Consider the following 14,735-nt stretch of genomic DNA (forward strand, 5'->3'; position numbering starts at 1 on the left):
CTTTGCGTGTTCACACTTCTGGGAAAGAACTGTTATAGTGCACCATCAATACTTAGTCCCAGTCCCCTACCAGGGTAAAAGCGCCCCAGTAGTACGGGTGTGGCCAGCGTGGGTCCCGTTGGATCTGTGTCATGGCCTCTCGGAGTGCCTGCGCTTTATCGGCTCCAGCCTGCCGAGCAGCATAGAAGGCTTGCATAAGAGCCGCCGTTGCCGGGTCGTTCACCTTCCAAAGGCTCACAAGAAGAGAGCGAACACCCGCCTGTAAGAAGGCCTGGCTTAATCCTGCAAGTTCCTCACCACCCAGAAAACCAACCCGACCGCTTTCACAGGCAGAGAGCACGAGCAAATCAGCTTGCAGACGATGCTGGAGGATATCGCGCGCTGTCAAGACGCCATCGGCCAGGACGACGCCCGATTCGAGCGGGTCCTCCGGCTCAAAGCGCGCATGGGTGGCAAGATGGATCATGGTTGCCTCTGGGAGGCGAGCCAGCACTGCGGATGTGGTGGCGGCAGTCCCCAGAAGCGGGAGTGCTCCAAAGCGCGCTGCCACCTCGTTGGCCTCAACTTCAGCATAGGGTAAGTCACCACGAGGATTGCCCACGACAAGAGCCGAACCAGTCCCGATACGCACACGAGGGTGTTGTCGTAGCCTGGGAAGGATACCTAAAGTTGGGAGGGTCACCAGAGGAATGGGTTGTCCTGTCACAGTCTGCCATCCAGCGCGATCAGCCAGCACCCCCCAGGGGAGCAGGTGTCCATCCCACTCTGGTGCCAGGATCAGTCGCTCGGCTCCAACCAGATGCTGCTGTGCTTTTGTCAACAGCGCACGCAACGGTTGCTCCCAGGTCTCTCCTCGCCACTGACCAGGTGTATAGTAATGGACTTCGCGCGCAAGGCGCTCCACAATATCAGTCCAACGTCCCAGGTTGAGCGGCACCTCAACGACACGAGGCACACGCCAACCAGCCCGTACGAGGAAGAGCAACGTGTGATCAGCAGCGGTAAAAAGCGAGAGGAGCACAGTTCCTGGCCCCAACGCTTTCGCCAGATGCGAGAGTTCTTGCCAGGTAGGGGCAGATCCACGACGCAGAGCCACATAGGCTGCTCCCTCCGGGCTAAGGCGCAGCAGACTGGTCCAGAGGTTCTCTAGTTCTTGTAAGGCGGACTGACGTTGTTGAAGACGGTCCAAATAGCCAGTTTCCTCCTCGACAAAGGTTAGGCGACCAAGAAAGGCTAGTTCTTGAGTATCTAAGGTGGTCAGATGAACCAGGAGTTGCCGTTCGCGCACAGCATCCTGAGAGGAAAACCCATCCGGGAGCGGCAGAGGTCCTCGACCAACCAGTTGTGTCAACACACGCGATTTGTTGCCTTCCACGACCTCCAATGCTCGACGGAGCGCACTGGAGGTGCGAGGATGAAACTGGTTCGTGCGTTGTAAGTAGGCGTTGACAAGACGAGCAATACCTCCACCCACCTGGCGTTGCTGGCCCAGTTGATAGACTACAGGGAGTGCGGCGAACTGCAACTGAGGGATGGACCAACTCGCTTCCCACGCTTCGATAGCAGCCTCTAGATCCTTTAACGCTCCCGTGTGAGCGTATCGGTCGTGCAACTCCATACCCAAACTGTTCAGGTAGAACAGGCGATTGGGGGCATTAAAAGGCGCGACCTGAATAGCTTGCTGGAGAAGGTCGATGGCGCTCTCCAGATCTTCCAACGATTCTGTGCGCTCATATCGGATATAGAGTCCATAGCTCAGATTATTCAGATAGATTGATTGATCAAGCGCGTCGGATGGAGCGATCTGAACAACTTGTTGAAACATGCGTAGAGCAGCCTCCAGGTCTTCCAGGTCCCCAGTACACTGATATCGGTCAAGCAACCCTACTCCCAGGCTACTGACGTACAGGAGCCGGTTGGGAGCATCGACTGGAGCGGTCTGGACAGCTTGCTGAAGGACAGTGAGAGCATTCTCCAGATCTTCTAGAATGCCTGTACGCTCGTATCGGTTGCGTAACCCAACGCCCAGGTTATTCAAGCAAAGTGATTGATTCGATACATTTATATGAGCGGCGTGAACGGCTTGCTGGAAGGCATTGATGGCAGCATCTAGATATTCCAGCGTTCCTGTGCGAGCATACCGGACATACAACCCCACACCAAGATTGCTCAAGATTAATGCCCGATCAGGCGCTTCGGTTGGGGTAACCTCAACGGCCTGCTGAAGGATAGTAATGGCTCTTTCCAGATCTTCTAGGCTTCCTGTACGTTCGTATCGAAGACGCAGCGCTACTCCCAGATTGCTCAGGTAGAGCAATCGATTCGACGCGTTCGCAGAAGCAACCTGAACGGCTTGCTGGAGTGCGTTAATGGCAGTATCCAGACCCTCTACGTTTCCTGTAAGATTGTAGTGGTCAAGTAACACTGCACCAAGGTTACTCAGGTAGAGGGAACGACCAGGTGCATCTAATGGCGCAATATGAGCGGCTTGCTGCAAGGCATTGATGGCGCTTTCCAGATCCTCGAGCTTTCCCATGCGCTGGTATCGGATACGCAGTCCCAGGCCTAGATTATTCAGGTAGAGCAGCCGATTGGGGGCATTGGCTGGCGCGACCCGAACAGTTTGCAGGAGAACGTCGATGGCGGCTTCCAGATCCTCCAATGCTTCCGTGTGAAGATATCGATCAAGTAACCCTGCTCCAAGATTGTTCAGATAAATCAACTTGGATGCTCCAATCGAGCCCTGAGTGGCTTGCCGAAAAGCACTGATAGCACGCTCTAGATCTTCAAAGGCTCCAATGCGCTTATAGAGGAAGCGCAGCCCATTGCCCAGGTTGTTCAGGTAAAGCGATTGATCTCGCGTATCCGTTGGAGCGATCTGCACAGCTTGCTGGAGAACGTCGATGGCGGCTTCCAGATCCTCGAGCAATCCCGTACGAGCATATCGGTCGCATAAACTTAATCCGAGACTGTTGAGGTATATTACTCGATCAGGCGCTTCGGCTGGAGTCAATTGAATAACCTGCCGGCTCGCATGAATACTGGCCTCCAAATCCTCTAGTACTCCCGTATGTGCATATCGAGCACGTAATCCCATGCTCAAGCTGTTCAGATATTTTGGCCACTTGGGCGCATCAGAAGGAGTAGCCTGAACAGCTTGTCGCAAGACGTTGATAGCATCCTCCAGGTCCTCCAACACTCCTGTATGAGTATATCTGTCTTGCAACGCTTTGGCCAGGTTATCCAGATATCCTGGCCACTTGGGCGCGTCAGTGGGGGTGGCCTGAACAGCCTGCCGCAACAGGGTAATGCTGACTTCTAGATCCTCCAACACTCCTGTATATTTATATCGAATACGCAGCAACTCTCCCAGGCCACTTACATAGTCTGACAGATCAGGTGCATTGGCTGCTAAGGCGTGAATTGTTTGCTGAACGGCGCTGATGGCGGCATCCAGATCCTCCAATGTTCTCGTGCGTTCATATCGCTTCACCAGTCCCAAAACTAGATTGCCCAGATACTGCGATCGATTGGGCTCCCCAGTTGGGGTGGCACGAACAACCTGCTGGAAGGCATCAATACTCGCATCCAGATCCTTCAACTCACCTGTCCGCTCGTAGCGGACTCGTAACACGACACCAAGTGACACCAGATAAGGGATTCGACTCGCCATGTCAGACGGGGCAAAATTGAGTGCCTTCTGCCAGTATGTTACTGCTCGGCTCAGGTCTTCTATGTGTTTACTGGTTTGATACTGATTAAATGCTAGGTTACCAGCCTCGTTATATATGGCAGGACCTTGTAGCACCGAAGAGGTTACAATATCCTGATCGTTGCCAGGTCTGGCATGTGCAGAACGCAGTTCTCCTTGACGCCCCTCCAGAACAAGGTCTATGCCATCCTCTACAACTGGTTTAGTCCCTTCCTGCGCTCCATCTTCATGTGAGTGTTCCAGGCTCACAATCATTCCTTTCTTACTCAGGCCGAGATTATTCATTTATGCATATACTCGCTCAGGGTGCTTGAGCATACAAAGGTAAATTCAGCCAAAGTGTGATAAACCTGCTAGCTAGCTGTTTCTGTTGGCTTCTTTATTCATCTCGCAAGAGCTGCAACATAATCCAAAGCAGATTTTTCAGTTTTATTATCTATATGAACGACAGAATGAGGCAAAGCAAACGTATCATTTCATCTTCAGCATTTCGTCTCTATGGCAATCAACGTTTGTTCACGTGATGACTTTCGCCATAGCAAACAGAGAAAGTACATACAGTATCAGCATTTTATACAAAAGAAGATTTTAATCCCAAGAAGAAAGAGCTGGAGCGTTTATCATTTGAAATACTTCAATTGGACACAAACAGCTTACCCGTTGCAGCATACTGGTTGTCACCCACGCAATCATCACATTCTCTTGAGAGAAGACCAGAAAGGAATCTTTGATGAACCTGGAATCTTCACATAAGCATGCAGAGCAAGCGCCACCTCTGTCTGATGCACCAGATGAAACAGGTTATAGCCAGGAGAACGGCAAAGAAGAGCCACTTGCCTCCAATGGTACGTCTGCAGGAGTACCGCTGGATCCTGAAGAGCTCATAGCTCTCCTCCTAGGCTGGCTTCGTACCCCAGACTGGCTTACCTCTCAAAAGTACTTACAGGCTCACGCTGAACTCTTAACAGAGGCAGCCGAGCAGGCATTGTTGGCAACGCTTGCAGAAAGCCAGATCGACCTACGAGCGCATCAGATTCTGACAACCCACTACCTATTACTGCAAACAGCGCGACAACAGGGAGTAGACGCCGCATACCTGCCTTTCTTACATCAGGAAAAAGGGAACAACAGTATGGGCGCGGCAAGTTTTTTTGCGCGAGGCTGAGTCCATATCGTTTCACGTGTCGCATTGTGTCATTTCACCTAACTTTTCGGCAATATCTCTGTAATATATCCTGTCCACGTGTGCTACACTGTGGCAAGACGGCAGAAACTTTCTATCACGTGCAATAGAGTGGGGAAAGGACTTAGATGAAACAGGATGGATATGCCCCTAGAGCGCAACTGTGTGATGTCTCCTTCCTCAGTGGACAGTATCGTCTCGGCTCGGTGAGCCTCGTCAGGGATCTAGGGGGAGCCTACAATCTCAATCCCTTGTTGCAAACAGAGAGGGGTAAGTATGTGCTTCGTCTCTATCGTCCTTGGGTCACGCAGTTGCGTCTTTCGCAACAGCATCAGGTGAAGCGTCTCCTGGCTCATGCAGGCTTTCCAGTGCCCTTGCCGTTGCCGGCCATCTCTGGCGAGACGATCCTGCGCAACCACGATCATCTGCTAGAGTTGGAGCCGTTCATTGCTCATGATGGAGAAGCTGATACCTGGGAACGCAATGGCATAGCTTTCTCCCTGCTAGGGAATTTGCACGCCTTTTTGGGAACAGAGGCGACCAACATCCATCTGATCGATCCCGTCGTGAGCAATTATGGCACTCCCGAGATGCTTCTCGCTTGGACACGTCAAGCAGCAGAAGAAAGCTCTCAGTCACCCCAACAGATCAAGGCTCAGCAAACGCGGCAAGCGCTTTCTCTGTATACAGAGGCGATGCAAATGCTCATCACTTTGCAAGAGCAGTGGGATAAGACACAAGAACAACTCCCCAGGCAGTTGACTCATGGCGATTATGGTGGAGGGAATCTGCTGTTTCTCCATGAGCAGCCAGTAGCGATGCTGGACTTCGATTTCATGCGAATCAGAAAACGAGTGTTTGAGCTTGCCTACACCTTGTATTGGTGGCTCGGCAAGCAGGGGCACATCGCAGCCGTGAGTTGCTGGCACCGAGTCAAAGAACTGCTTGCTTTCTACAATGAAGCAACCTTCATGCCACTAACGGTACAGGAAATAAGAGCACTCCCCCTGGAAATGGCACGTGTTCCCTTGTATTGGATTGCAGAAACGCATTTGTTCCCCAACCCTGCGAACGAGGTCATCAAGCACGTCGAAAAAATAACAGACGCACACTGGATACTTGAACACGCCAGCCAATTGGCAGATTTGTTTGTACAGGCAGTATGACCAGAGAGGATACAAAAAGGAACGTGAAAGATGTTGCCTGTTTTGCCTCTATTTTGAAAACAGTCTCACCGATGTCCGCGCAAAAAAACTTGCCGCACCCCCACAAGGGAAAGAAATTTGTCAATTAGGAGGAATGAGAAATGTCGTTTCCATGCTCTTCTTGTCGAACACGCTGACGTACCTGCTCGACAAAAGCCTTGTACGGTTCGAGTGTTGCCAATTTGGCTTCTAACTCACTTACGCGTGTCTCACGGAGAAGATAAGCATCCGCAAGTGTTGAAAGTTGGTACTCTAGATCTTGAATAGTACTCTCTGCTTTCCTCAAACGAGCTACTAATTGCGGCTTTTTGTAGTTGAGGTAGGAATCACGCGGTGGTGATGTCGTCTCATCGTTGGGGCTGTGTTTGCGTCTTGACCGTTTTTTCTGTGCGTTTAGATGAGTACTGTTGGCTCGAAAAAGCGTAATGGCTTCTTCGTTACGAACATAGGATGAATAGTGTAAACCGCACTCAGCATAGATACTCTGAGCAGTAATCGGCAATTTTTGGCCCTTGAGTGATTCGATAGCTGTACGGAGACGCTCTACAGTCTCTTGCTTGCGTGTTGTTGTGGATGCACGCAAACCTGCCAATTGTTGCTCTGAATAGGTACGCACTCAAATTAACTGAGCAGCCAATACGAGCGCTTCTCATTGCCCCGTCGGCTGTAACGGCCTTTCACTGGCTTGAAGTGCCCGAGGTGCTCGAAGACGAGGATGGAGGCGCCGTGGGCCTGGGCAAAGGGCACGATGCGATGGCTGACCTGGTGGGCAGTGTCCTCGTCGAGGGCACGCACCTTGGCCCACCGCTGCACATTGTCTTGCTCCCCCTCCGCGATGATGCCCGTGGCCCGGTGGTTGCGGGCGATGCGTCCTAACTGCTGCTTCCTAAGGCCGTGAAGTCGCTTGTCGCCTCGGATGAAGCGGGTGGCGACCACCGTGCCTTCGACCGTTTGGATCGTACAGACCGCCAGATGCGTGTCGATGTTGAGGTCCACGACGCACAGCCGCGTGCTCTCGTGCTCGCTCAGCTGTACCTGCGCTGTTTGCGGGCGCTCGCTGGATTTCTTCTGTGTTGTGGAAAAATGCATTTCACGCATTTTTCCACAACACAGAAGAAATCGTTGTTATTTCACTACACGAAACGAGAGGTGCGTTGCTCCCGGCGTCTCCAGCGTGCGGATGTGTTCCAGGTGGATCGGCTGTGAGCCAAGGTGATCAAAGAGGCGCACGCCTTCACCCAGCAGGACATGGGCCACGCTCATATTGATTTCGTCGAGCAGGCCCGCCCGCAGGGCCTGTTGAACCGCGCTGGCGCCGTGCAGGGCAATATTTTTCTCGCCGGCAAGCTCCCTGGCTTTGGCAAGCGCGCTCTCGATGCCCTCGGTGACAAAGTAATATTGCGTCTGGCCTTGTTTCAGGGGTTCGCGCGCTTGCGACTGCATGACAACCACCGGACCGGGTAGAGGCGTGCCATCAGGCATGATCCACCCCTGCTCATTGTCAATCTGATGAAAGCTTCGGTGTCCCATGATGACCACGCCGCCCTCGCTAAACTGGTCGCCTATAACCTCATAGAAATGCTCCATCGCACGCCCCATCCAGGCGAAGACCTCCGAGACATCATCGTTTTTGTCGGCGATGAAGCCATCGAGCGAGACCGAAAGGCCAAAGGTAACTTTTCCCATAGGGTTCTCCTTTACATCTTTTCCAGCAATTCTGTAAGCCGCTCGTAGGAATCGTTGAGCCCCTCTTCCATGCCGCTCTGCAGCATCCCATCGCGGTCGGCGACCGACTGGAAGACGGATTGAGCAGTGAGCCTGGTTCTGCCTCCGGGCAATACTTCCAGGGTGAGCGTCTCGAGACATACGTGGCCCGCTTCCGGCAGCCCTTCAAACTCGAAGGTGTCGATAATGCGTTCGGGCGCGAGTATTTCGTGATAGACGCCGTGAAAGCCGTATTCGTTCCCATCAGGATCTCGATGGATAAAGCGCCATTGGCCGCCAGATTTCGCGTCCAGCTTATCAACCAGGGTTGAAAGGCGTCTCGGCCCCCACCATTGCGGGACAAGCCCTGGATCGGTGAACGCTTGAAACACCAGTTCGCGCGTCGCGTCGAATTCGCGCGTGATGAGCATTTCCTGTTTCCCCGGTTCCGCGATAATGGTCGTTTTGTTCTTGTCTGCCATTTCTCCTGTATTTCCTTCCTTTCGGCTCTTTAGCGTGGCCGGTAATGCGCGCGCATCACACCGGACCTGTAGGTCTTCACGCTTACCAGATCCAGGTTGACTCTGCTGGTGAACAAGCTCTGCCCCTGGCCGATGGTGACGGGATGGACTGCCAGTACGTACTCGTCAACCAGGCCAAGGCGCACAAACGTTTGCGCGGTGCGAATGCCGCCGGGCACGCCCAGGGCACGCCCAGGCTTTTGCTTGATCTTTTGCACTGTTTCAATCAGTTCGTCATCGCTCTTCACTACGAGCAGCTCTGTATTCTCCCACGCAAGTTTTTCTTCCTTGTTCGAGAGAATAAACGCGTGTAATCTGTTCACAGCCTGCGCGATGGCGCGTTCCTCCTTTGAGGCCGCAGGGTTTTGTGCGACGCCCAGCCAGTAGGGAATCATCCCGGAGGCCGTTGGATAGCCAATAAACCCATCATCGACTCCTTGAAAGAAGGTAACCATGTCATCGTTGAGCTCCTGGTCCGGCGCCTGCGACATCCAGTCCAGTTCGCCGTTCGGCCCGCAAAAGAAGCCATCCAGCGTCATCGTCAGAGTGAGAACAACTTTTCTCATGGCGTCCTCCTTATTTTGTTCATGTTCTCATTTCTCTTTTTGCTCATTCTGCGCGCGCTTCTGCTTCTCAGCTTCTAGCACTCTGTCCAGTGCCCCGAAACGCTCTTCCCACCTCTGCCTCGTCTGCTGGACCCACTGTTCAAATTGGGACAGCGTCTGTGGATTGAGGCTGTACAGGTGCTTCTGCGCGCGTTTTTCCATCACTACCAGTCTGGCCTCGCGCAGGACTTTGAGGTGCTGCGAGATCGCCTGCGGGCTGATGGAAAACTGCTCGTAGATGTCGGTCGCGGTTAGCTCGCCGCGGCTGGCAAGGATCTCTAAAATGGCCCGTCGTGTCGGATCGGAGAGCGCAACAAACATATCCATAGACATATTATAAACCATTCACTTAATTAAGGCAAAGCTTAAATATATTTTTACCAGAGCTTCTCAAAAGTCGCGCTCTGCTTTCCCCCTTTAGAACATATCTGATTTTCGGAGACCTCGCTCTCTCAGGTCAAGGTGTTCGCGCGACGAGCGCCGCAGGCGCGAGCAAGCAACTGCTATGGAGTTCAGACACACTCTGAATGGCCGCGAGTTCAATTCTTGTGAAGACCGCTGCAGGCCGCCCCTCAAAGAAAGGGGCAGCGCTGCACGCTGAACTCCTCCCTCAACTTAAAACTCATCCTGATGCGACCCTTGATGAGCATTGCCAGTGGTGGGAAGCCACGCATGGCATCCAGGTGAGTTCCGCGACCATGAGTCGGGCGATCACGCGTCTGAACTGGACTCGCAAGAAAAAGACGATCCGTGCGAGTGAGCAGAATGAGACCGACCGCGCTACCTGGCGCGAGCAAGCCAAAGAGCTGGATGCCAGCAAATTGGTGTTTCTTGATGAATGTGGCTCTAACATTGCCCTCACGCGCGTGTATGCTCGATCCCCTAAGGGGACACGCGTCTACGGTTCTGTTCCACGCAACAGGAGGGCGAATATCACGCTGCTCGCGTCGCTTTCGCTGCAAGGGATGGGTGAAGCGTTCATCCTGGAAGGCTCAGCGGATTCTGCGGTGTTTGAGCTGTATATTGGCTCATGGCCAACTTTGGTGAAAGCCCTTCAATAAAAGAGACTAAAACTCATTAGTTTACGCTGCAGAGAGCAGAGGCCTTTCTTCCGATAACCTCATGATTCACCAAACCTGGCCATGAGCCGTATATTGAGCAGATCCTGGCCCCAATTTTACCAGCCGGACAGATTGTCATCCTGGACAATTTGAACACGCATGTGGGAGAAAAAGTGCGGCAGGACATCGAAGCACGAGGATGTCAGCTCCTCTTTTTGCCCTCCTACTCTCCCGACTTGTCGCCGATCGAAGAGGCGTTTTCCAAACTCAAAGCCGTGTTACGCCGAGTGGGAGCACGCACTCCAGAAACTTTGCAAGAGGCGATCGGGCAAGCTCTTCTTACGATCACCCCGCAGGACGCTCACGGATGGTTTACACATTGCGGATACCGTTCAGATGCGTGCTGAGACGGTTCCTTGTTTTTCGGTGGAAAAAGCAAGGTATGGTGTAAAGAGAAAGCAAAGAAGATCATGTCGTTCGTCGAGATTAATGGCGCGTATCTGCCAGTAAGTGATGGCGTCTGTAGAGATTAGAATCACTCCTAGCCTCGTCTGACCCAAAAAGAGGCTCTGAACCATAATATGGCATGTCATCTTATCTCATCTATTTTAGCGTTCTTCAGAAAGGACACAATGACCAACTTTATTTCCATAAAATGGCGCGTATCTGTTGGAAGCCTCTCTCGAAGCGGCACAATTTTTTGCCACCATAAAGTGGCGCGAGATTTTAATAATAGATGAGTAGTAAACAAGGCGAAGAGTAGTCAGATTTGGGGGTCATGCACACTTTTGGTGGAAAACCTCATCAACAATTGAAAGAAAAAAGCTTGAGTAGCTACTGTGGCGATCTCTTGTTGTGCTTTTCCACCAAAAGTGTGCATGACCAAATTTCTTGTGATAGATTTTTGCAGTGATCCTAGCCCCACCTCATGTGGTGTCTGGAGTCCAAGCCAATTTCAGCGAGTGGTTGGTAAAGACTGATGGAAGTGGAACACGTTGTGGCGGTCGTACAGGTACTTTACCTCAAGAAGGCGTTCGTAGTTGGCTCCGTAATAGGCGTGACCCCAATCAGCCAGGTTGGGATCGGGGAAGTTAGGAAACACGTGGCCTGTCCCCCAACCTCGTACGGTTTGCCACGAGCGGTTCGCCCAGCGTTCTGCAGCGAGTTTCTCATGAGCCTCGGCGGAAACTTCGACGGCCGCTGTGTGCTTGAGCCAATAGCGCCCGTCGCGATGCGCGAAGGCAGTGGCGTCAGCCGGAACGCGATTGTACGCGCCACCCCACGCAGAGAAGTTGAGTTCGCGGAACGAGCCCGGCACTCTTTCTCTTGTCAGATTGTCAACAAGGGCGACGACAGCTTCGGGGGGCAAGGGCTGAGCAAAGAATTCAGACTTGATGGCCTCATATCGGCGTTTGGTGTTAGGCGCGCGTGGCACCTCCAGCCGTTCGCCAGCCCGATCGGCCCAGTGACGAAGGGTCTGCTGGTAGGTCATCTCCTCTACGAGCGTTGAGGTCGGCGAGGTAGAGAGACGGGCGGTGAATGCCTCGAGCAACTCCAACGTGTCAGATCGAGTCCCAAGGTTCATCCCAAACAGTTCACACGACGGCGGTTCCGTGGGATCTTCGCTGGCTCGCAGATCGAGGCTGGCCGCCATTTCGGAAGGCGCGCCTCCTGCCCAACCAAGCCAGGCGTCCACGACCCGAGCAGCGTGGGAAAAAGGCCATGTCAAGCGAAAGATCGTCGCGACCTGTGGGGCGGGGAGGGTCTGGAAGAGGAGTTCGACGACCACTCCGAAGTGCCCGGTCCCAGCGCCGCGCAGCGCCCAGAACAAGTCCTGGTGGTGACCCTCATCGCAGGAGAGAATCCGACCGTCAGCCACAACGATCTTTGCTCCGATAAGGTGGTCTGATGTCAGACCATACTTGCGGCCCAGCCAGCCCAGACCTCCGCCGAGAGTGAGTCCAGCAATGCCAACCGACGGGCATGACCCTCCAGGAATGGTCATACCATTGGCCAGCAGCATACTATAGACCTCACCAAGCCTGGCACCGGCCCCAATTCTGGCAGTCCCGTTGGACAGGGATACGGAGTTGATGGCCGACACATCGATCAGCAGTCCTGGCGTCGACGAGCGGCCCGCGAAGCAGTGGCCCCCGCATCGCGTCGCCGTCTCAAGGCGGAGACTTCGGATGAAACCAACGGTCTGCGTCACATCGGCTGGTGTGGAGCAGAGGACGACTCCTTGGGGCTGAATGTGATCGAAGCGCGCATTGTTCAATTTCGGGAGGGCAGTGTACTCGAAAGATCCTGGCTCGATCACTAAGCCGTCAATTTTTGAACGCAAGTCGTCAAGATGAAGAGAGGATTGGTTCATCACTTGTCTCCTTTCAATGCTTCAGAAAAGATCAGACGCCTTCGCACTTCAGACAAGGGGCTTTCGAGAAACGTCCCCACTCTCGGTTTCAGCCTATTCTCCAACCGTCCTCCCCGTGGCAACCTCGCCCGCTCGCTCCAGATTGGTGACAATGACCCCAATTGGTGTAACCAGACTCTTCGAAACCTTGAATGCCGCCGGAATCGTGCCTTGCGCGAACAGACGTTTGCCTGTCCCCAGCGTAATCGGATAGATTTTCAGCCAGAAGGCATCGATCAAATCGTGTGTGAGCAGCGTCTGGATCAGATTGGCGCTACCATAGATAAAGATGTGAGGACCACCTTATTGTTTGAGCTTGCGGACTTCCTCGGCAACCTCGCCCTTTAAGAAGACGGACTTTTTCCACTCATGGGAGGTAAGCGTCTTGGAGACCACATACTTGGTCGCGTCGTTGATGCCCGGTCCTGGTCCTTGCTCCGCATGAGAAGGCCAGTACGACGCGAAGATGCCAAAGGTTTTTCTTCCCAAAAGGAGATCAAAGGGGTCGCGCAATTCCTCATCGAGGACCTTGTCCAGAACTTCCTCAAGATAGGGAGCCTGCCATCCACCGTAGGGAAATCCGCCGCTGGTGTCCTCAAGAGGCCCGCCAGGAGCCTGGATCACGCCATCGACGGTGATAAAAGACAGGACAATCAGTTTTCGCATAGTTGTTCGTTTCTTCCTTTTGCTGCTCGCGCGATGCTGGTAAGTATCTCTCAACAAGAGGCCAACATGCGTGGAAAATCGGCCATGTACTGACTTTATGAGCTGGTGTCAGCACTCTGATTCCCCTTGTTGCGCCTGGGAGAGCAATGCCAGGAAACCAACGCTGGTGCGGGACACATGCCTCTTTGTATCCGATCAGCCAGTTCAGGCCTGTACCTGGCAGAGCCCCGCATCCATCCGTGCGGGAGTGTACATACGGTGAGCCCGCTACTCCCACGCAGTCGGGACTTGCCCGGAAGGAAACGATTGGACGCCTCGTGCGGCACCTACGTCACGTGTTCAGGCGGGCGTGGCCGTTTCGTGACTCAGGATGGTCGGTAGACCTGGATCGTCACGCCGCTTGGGGTGGCCCGCGAGGAAACCAGTTCGAGCGCCCTTTCCCGGCCGGTGTCAGGGAACAGCCGCGTGCCCTGTCCGACGATCACAGGGAAGGTAAATAGGTTCATCTCATCGACAAGGTCGTTGTTGAGCAACCACCGGAACAGGGCACCGCAGCCGTGCACCTGCAGTTCACGTCCTGGCCTGGCTTTCAACTCGCGGATGGCAGCCGCGACCGAACTTGCGAGGACGGTCGTATTCGTCCACCGCGGGTCGGTGAGTGTGGTCGATGCCACGTACTTGGGCTTCGTGTTCAACGCTGTCCAGATTGGGCTGTCGCCCGGATCGTCCCACGTTCCCCAGGAGCCGGCGAAGATCTCGTAGGTCCGCCGACCGAACAAGAACGCGTCGGCGCGCAGGTAGATCTCGTCCATGACCTTCCCGGCTTCGTTGTCGAAATGGGCCCATCCGCCGCGCTCGAATACCCCGCGCTCGTCCTCTTCCGGCCCGCCGGGTCCTTGCATCACTCCGTCAACGGAGATCTGCGTGGTGGTCGTCAGTTTCATATGTTCGTCCTTTCTCTCATGTTGGTCCTACTCGTCATGATCGCGCTGGTAGTTACTTGGCGTATTTCGGGCGCCCGGCCGGTCGATAGACCTGGAGCGTTATGCCCTTGGGGAAGGCTCGCGCTTCGACTAGGTCAAGCGCTAGGTCAGGGCCGGTGTCAGGGAACAGCCGCATGCCCTGGCCAACGACCACGGGGCAGACGAGCAGGGTGATCTCGTCGACGAGGTCGTTCTCGAGCAGCCACCGGATCAGGGTGCCGCTGCCGTGCACCTGGAGTTCACCCCCGGGCTTAGCCTTCAGTTCCCGGATGGCCGCCGCGACCCGACTTGCGAGGATGGTCGTGTCCGCCCATTGCGGGTGAGTGAGTGTGTTCGATACCACATACTTGGGCCGCGTGTTCAAGGCACCTACGATGGGGTTCTCTAGATCTTTCCTCACGCCCCAGTAGTCGGCGAAGAGCTCGTAGGTCAGCCGACCGAACAGGAACGCGTCGGCGCGCTGGTAGAACTCGTTGACGAACGTCAAGACCTCGTTGTCGAACAGCGGTCTGGCCCATCCGCCGCGCTCGAAATGGAACACTCTGCCGCCGCGATTCTCATCCGGCCCGCCGTTTCCCTGCACCACTCCATCGACGGAGATCTGCGTATTGGTCGTTAGTTTCATGGGTTCGTCCTTTCTCTCGTGAATGAGTGCGAGTAAGAACCATTGTTTGGCCCTTGA

General features: G+C 54.1%; 14 protein-coding genes and 1 pseudogene. 4 read left to right on the forward strand and 11 right to left on the reverse strand.

Going from position 1 to position 14,735, the window contains the following annotated elements:
* Nucleotides 1-52 precede the first annotated feature (52 nt).
* Nucleotides 53-3,961, reverse strand: coding sequence for a CHAT domain-containing protein (locus tag JMJ04_RS22880; RefSeq protein WP_201372777.1), 3,909 nt, complete (start codon nt 3,959-3,961; stop codon nt 53-55).
* A gap of 481 nt (nt 3,962-4,442) precedes the next feature.
* Here JMJ04_RS22880 and JMJ04_RS22885 point away from each other — a divergent pair, with 481 nt between their 5' ends.
* Together JMJ04_RS22885 and JMJ04_RS22890 are read left to right on the forward strand one after the other, a co-directional pair.
* The gene (locus JMJ04_RS22885; protein WP_201372778.1) at nt 4,443-4,877 is read left to right on the forward strand and encodes a hypothetical protein; all 435 of its coding nucleotides are present in this window, start codon (nt 4,443-4,445) and stop codon (nt 4,875-4,877) included.
* Between the two features lie 146 nt (nt 4,878-5,023).
* The gene (locus tag JMJ04_RS22890) at nt 5,024-6,061 is read left to right on the forward strand and encodes a phosphotransferase enzyme family protein (protein WP_201372779.1); all 1,038 of its coding nucleotides are present in this window, start codon (nt 5,024-5,026) and stop codon (nt 6,059-6,061) included.
* A gap of 124 nt (nt 6,062-6,185) precedes the next feature.
* On the opposite strand, the gene JMJ04_RS22895 is transcribed toward JMJ04_RS22890, so the two are convergent.
* The 6 genes from JMJ04_RS22895 to JMJ04_RS22920 are packed head-to-tail and all read right to left on the reverse strand — an operon-like array spanning nt 6,186 to nt 9,263.
* Nucleotides 6,186-6,683 (reverse strand): hypothetical protein, encoded by a 498-nt coding sequence (locus JMJ04_RS22895; protein ID WP_201372780.1) that lies wholly within the window; start codon nt 6,681-6,683, stop codon nt 6,186-6,188.
* A gap of 38 nt (nt 6,684-6,721) precedes the next feature.
* Nucleotides 6,722-7,189, reverse strand: a complete 468-nt coding sequence (locus tag JMJ04_RS22900) for a hypothetical protein (protein ID WP_201372781.1) — start codon at nt 7,187-7,189, stop codon at nt 6,722-6,724.
* A gap of 36 nt (nt 7,190-7,225) precedes the next feature.
* Entirely contained in the window at nt 7,226-7,786 is a 561-nt protein-coding gene (locus tag JMJ04_RS22905) for a dihydrofolate reductase family protein (protein WP_201372782.1), read from the reverse strand.
* Between the two features lie 11 nt (nt 7,787-7,797).
* Nucleotides 7,798-8,286: an SRPBCC family protein gene (locus tag JMJ04_RS22910; protein WP_201372783.1), complete on the reverse strand. Its 489-nt coding sequence runs from the start codon at nt 8,284-8,286 to the stop codon at nt 7,798-7,800.
* Nucleotides 8,287-8,315: 29 nt separating this feature from the next.
* On the reverse strand, nt 8,316-8,891 hold the full coding sequence (locus tag JMJ04_RS22915; protein WP_201372784.1) for a dihydrofolate reductase family protein: 576 nt from the start codon (nt 8,889-8,891) through the stop codon (nt 8,316-8,318).
* 27 nt (nt 8,892-8,918) lie between these two features.
* Nucleotides 8,919-9,263 carry an ArsR/SmtB family transcription factor gene (locus JMJ04_RS22920; protein ID WP_201372785.1) on the reverse strand — a complete coding sequence of 115 codons (345 nt, stop codon included), beginning with the start codon at nt 9,261-9,263 and terminating at the stop codon, nt 8,919-8,921.
* 215 nt (nt 9,264-9,478) lie between these two features.
* Between JMJ04_RS22920 and JMJ04_RS22925 the strand changes: the two genes are divergently transcribed.
* A complete protein-coding gene (locus JMJ04_RS22925; RefSeq protein ID WP_201372786.1) occupies nt 9,479-9,991 on the forward strand; it encodes a winged helix-turn-helix domain-containing protein in 513 nt (170 codons plus the stop codon).
* 101 nt (nt 9,992-10,092) lie between these two features.
* Entirely contained in the window at nt 10,093-10,398 is a 306-nt protein-coding gene (locus JMJ04_RS22930; RefSeq protein WP_268887394.1) for a transposase, read from the forward strand.
* 548 nt (nt 10,399-10,946) lie between these two features.
* Here JMJ04_RS22930 and JMJ04_RS22935 read toward each other — a convergent pair.
* The 4 genes and pseudogenes from JMJ04_RS22935 to JMJ04_RS22950 all read right to left on the reverse strand — a co-directional run bounded on the left by JMJ04_RS22935 (nt 10,947) and on the right by JMJ04_RS22950 (nt 14,678).
* On the reverse strand, nt 10,947-12,365 hold the full coding sequence (locus JMJ04_RS22935) for an FAD-binding oxidoreductase (protein WP_201372787.1): 1,419 nt from the start codon (nt 12,363-12,365) through the stop codon (nt 10,947-10,949).
* A 93-nt stretch (nt 12,366-12,458) separates the two neighbouring features.
* Nucleotides 12,459-13,070: pseudogene (locus JMJ04_RS22940) on the reverse strand (dihydrofolate reductase family protein).
* A 365-nt stretch (nt 13,071-13,435) separates the two neighbouring features.
* Nucleotides 13,436-14,014 carry a dihydrofolate reductase family protein gene (locus JMJ04_RS22945; RefSeq protein ID WP_201372788.1) on the reverse strand — a complete coding sequence of 193 codons (579 nt, stop codon included), beginning with the start codon at nt 14,012-14,014 and terminating at the stop codon, nt 13,436-13,438.
* A 52-nt stretch (nt 14,015-14,066) separates the two neighbouring features.
* A complete protein-coding gene (locus JMJ04_RS22950; RefSeq protein ID WP_201372789.1) occupies nt 14,067-14,678 on the reverse strand; it encodes a dihydrofolate reductase family protein in 612 nt (203 codons plus the stop codon).
* Between the last annotated feature and the right edge of the window lie 57 nt (nt 14,679-14,735).

This window comes from Ktedonobacter robiniae (assembly GCF_016587375.1).
Lineage (GTDB): Bacteria > Chloroflexota > Ktedonobacteria > Ktedonobacterales > Ktedonobacteraceae > Ktedonobacter > Ktedonobacter robiniae.

Excerpts from the sequence above, each read along its gene's own strand:
- JMJ04_RS22920 (WP_201372785.1), bottom strand. The coding sequence starts at position 9,263 with ATGTCTATGGATATGTTTGTTGCGCTCTCCGATCCGACACGACGGGCC.
- JMJ04_RS22900 (WP_201372781.1), bottom strand. The coding sequence starts at position 7,189 with ATGCATTTTTCCACAACACAGAAGAAATCCAGCGAGCGCCCGCAAACA.
- JMJ04_RS22905 (WP_201372782.1), bottom strand. The coding sequence starts at position 7,786 with ATGGGAAAAGTTACCTTTGGCCTTTCGGTCTCGCTCGATGGCTTCATC.
- JMJ04_RS22885 (WP_201372778.1), top strand. The coding sequence starts at position 4,443 with ATGAACCTGGAATCTTCACATAAGCATGCAGAGCAAGCGCCACCTCTG.
- JMJ04_RS22915 (WP_201372784.1), bottom strand. The coding sequence starts at position 8,891 with ATGAGAAAAGTTGTTCTCACTCTGACGATGACGCTGGATGGCTTCTTT.
- JMJ04_RS22950 (WP_201372789.1), bottom strand. The coding sequence starts at position 14,678 with ATGAAACTAACGACCAATACGCAGATCTCCGTCGATGGAGTGGTGCAG.
- JMJ04_RS22910 (WP_201372783.1), bottom strand. The coding sequence starts at position 8,286 with ATGGCAGACAAGAACAAAACGACCATTATCGCGGAACCGGGGAAACAG.
- JMJ04_RS22945 (WP_201372788.1), bottom strand. The coding sequence starts at position 14,014 with ATGAAACTGACGACCACCACGCAGATCTCCGTTGACGGAGTGATGCAA.
- JMJ04_RS22890 (WP_201372779.1), top strand. The coding sequence starts at position 5,024 with ATGAAACAGGATGGATATGCCCCTAGAGCGCAACTGTGTGATGTCTCC.
- JMJ04_RS22935 (WP_201372787.1), bottom strand. The coding sequence starts at position 12,365 with ATGAACCAATCCTCTCTTCATCTTGACGACTTGCGTTCAAAAATTGAC.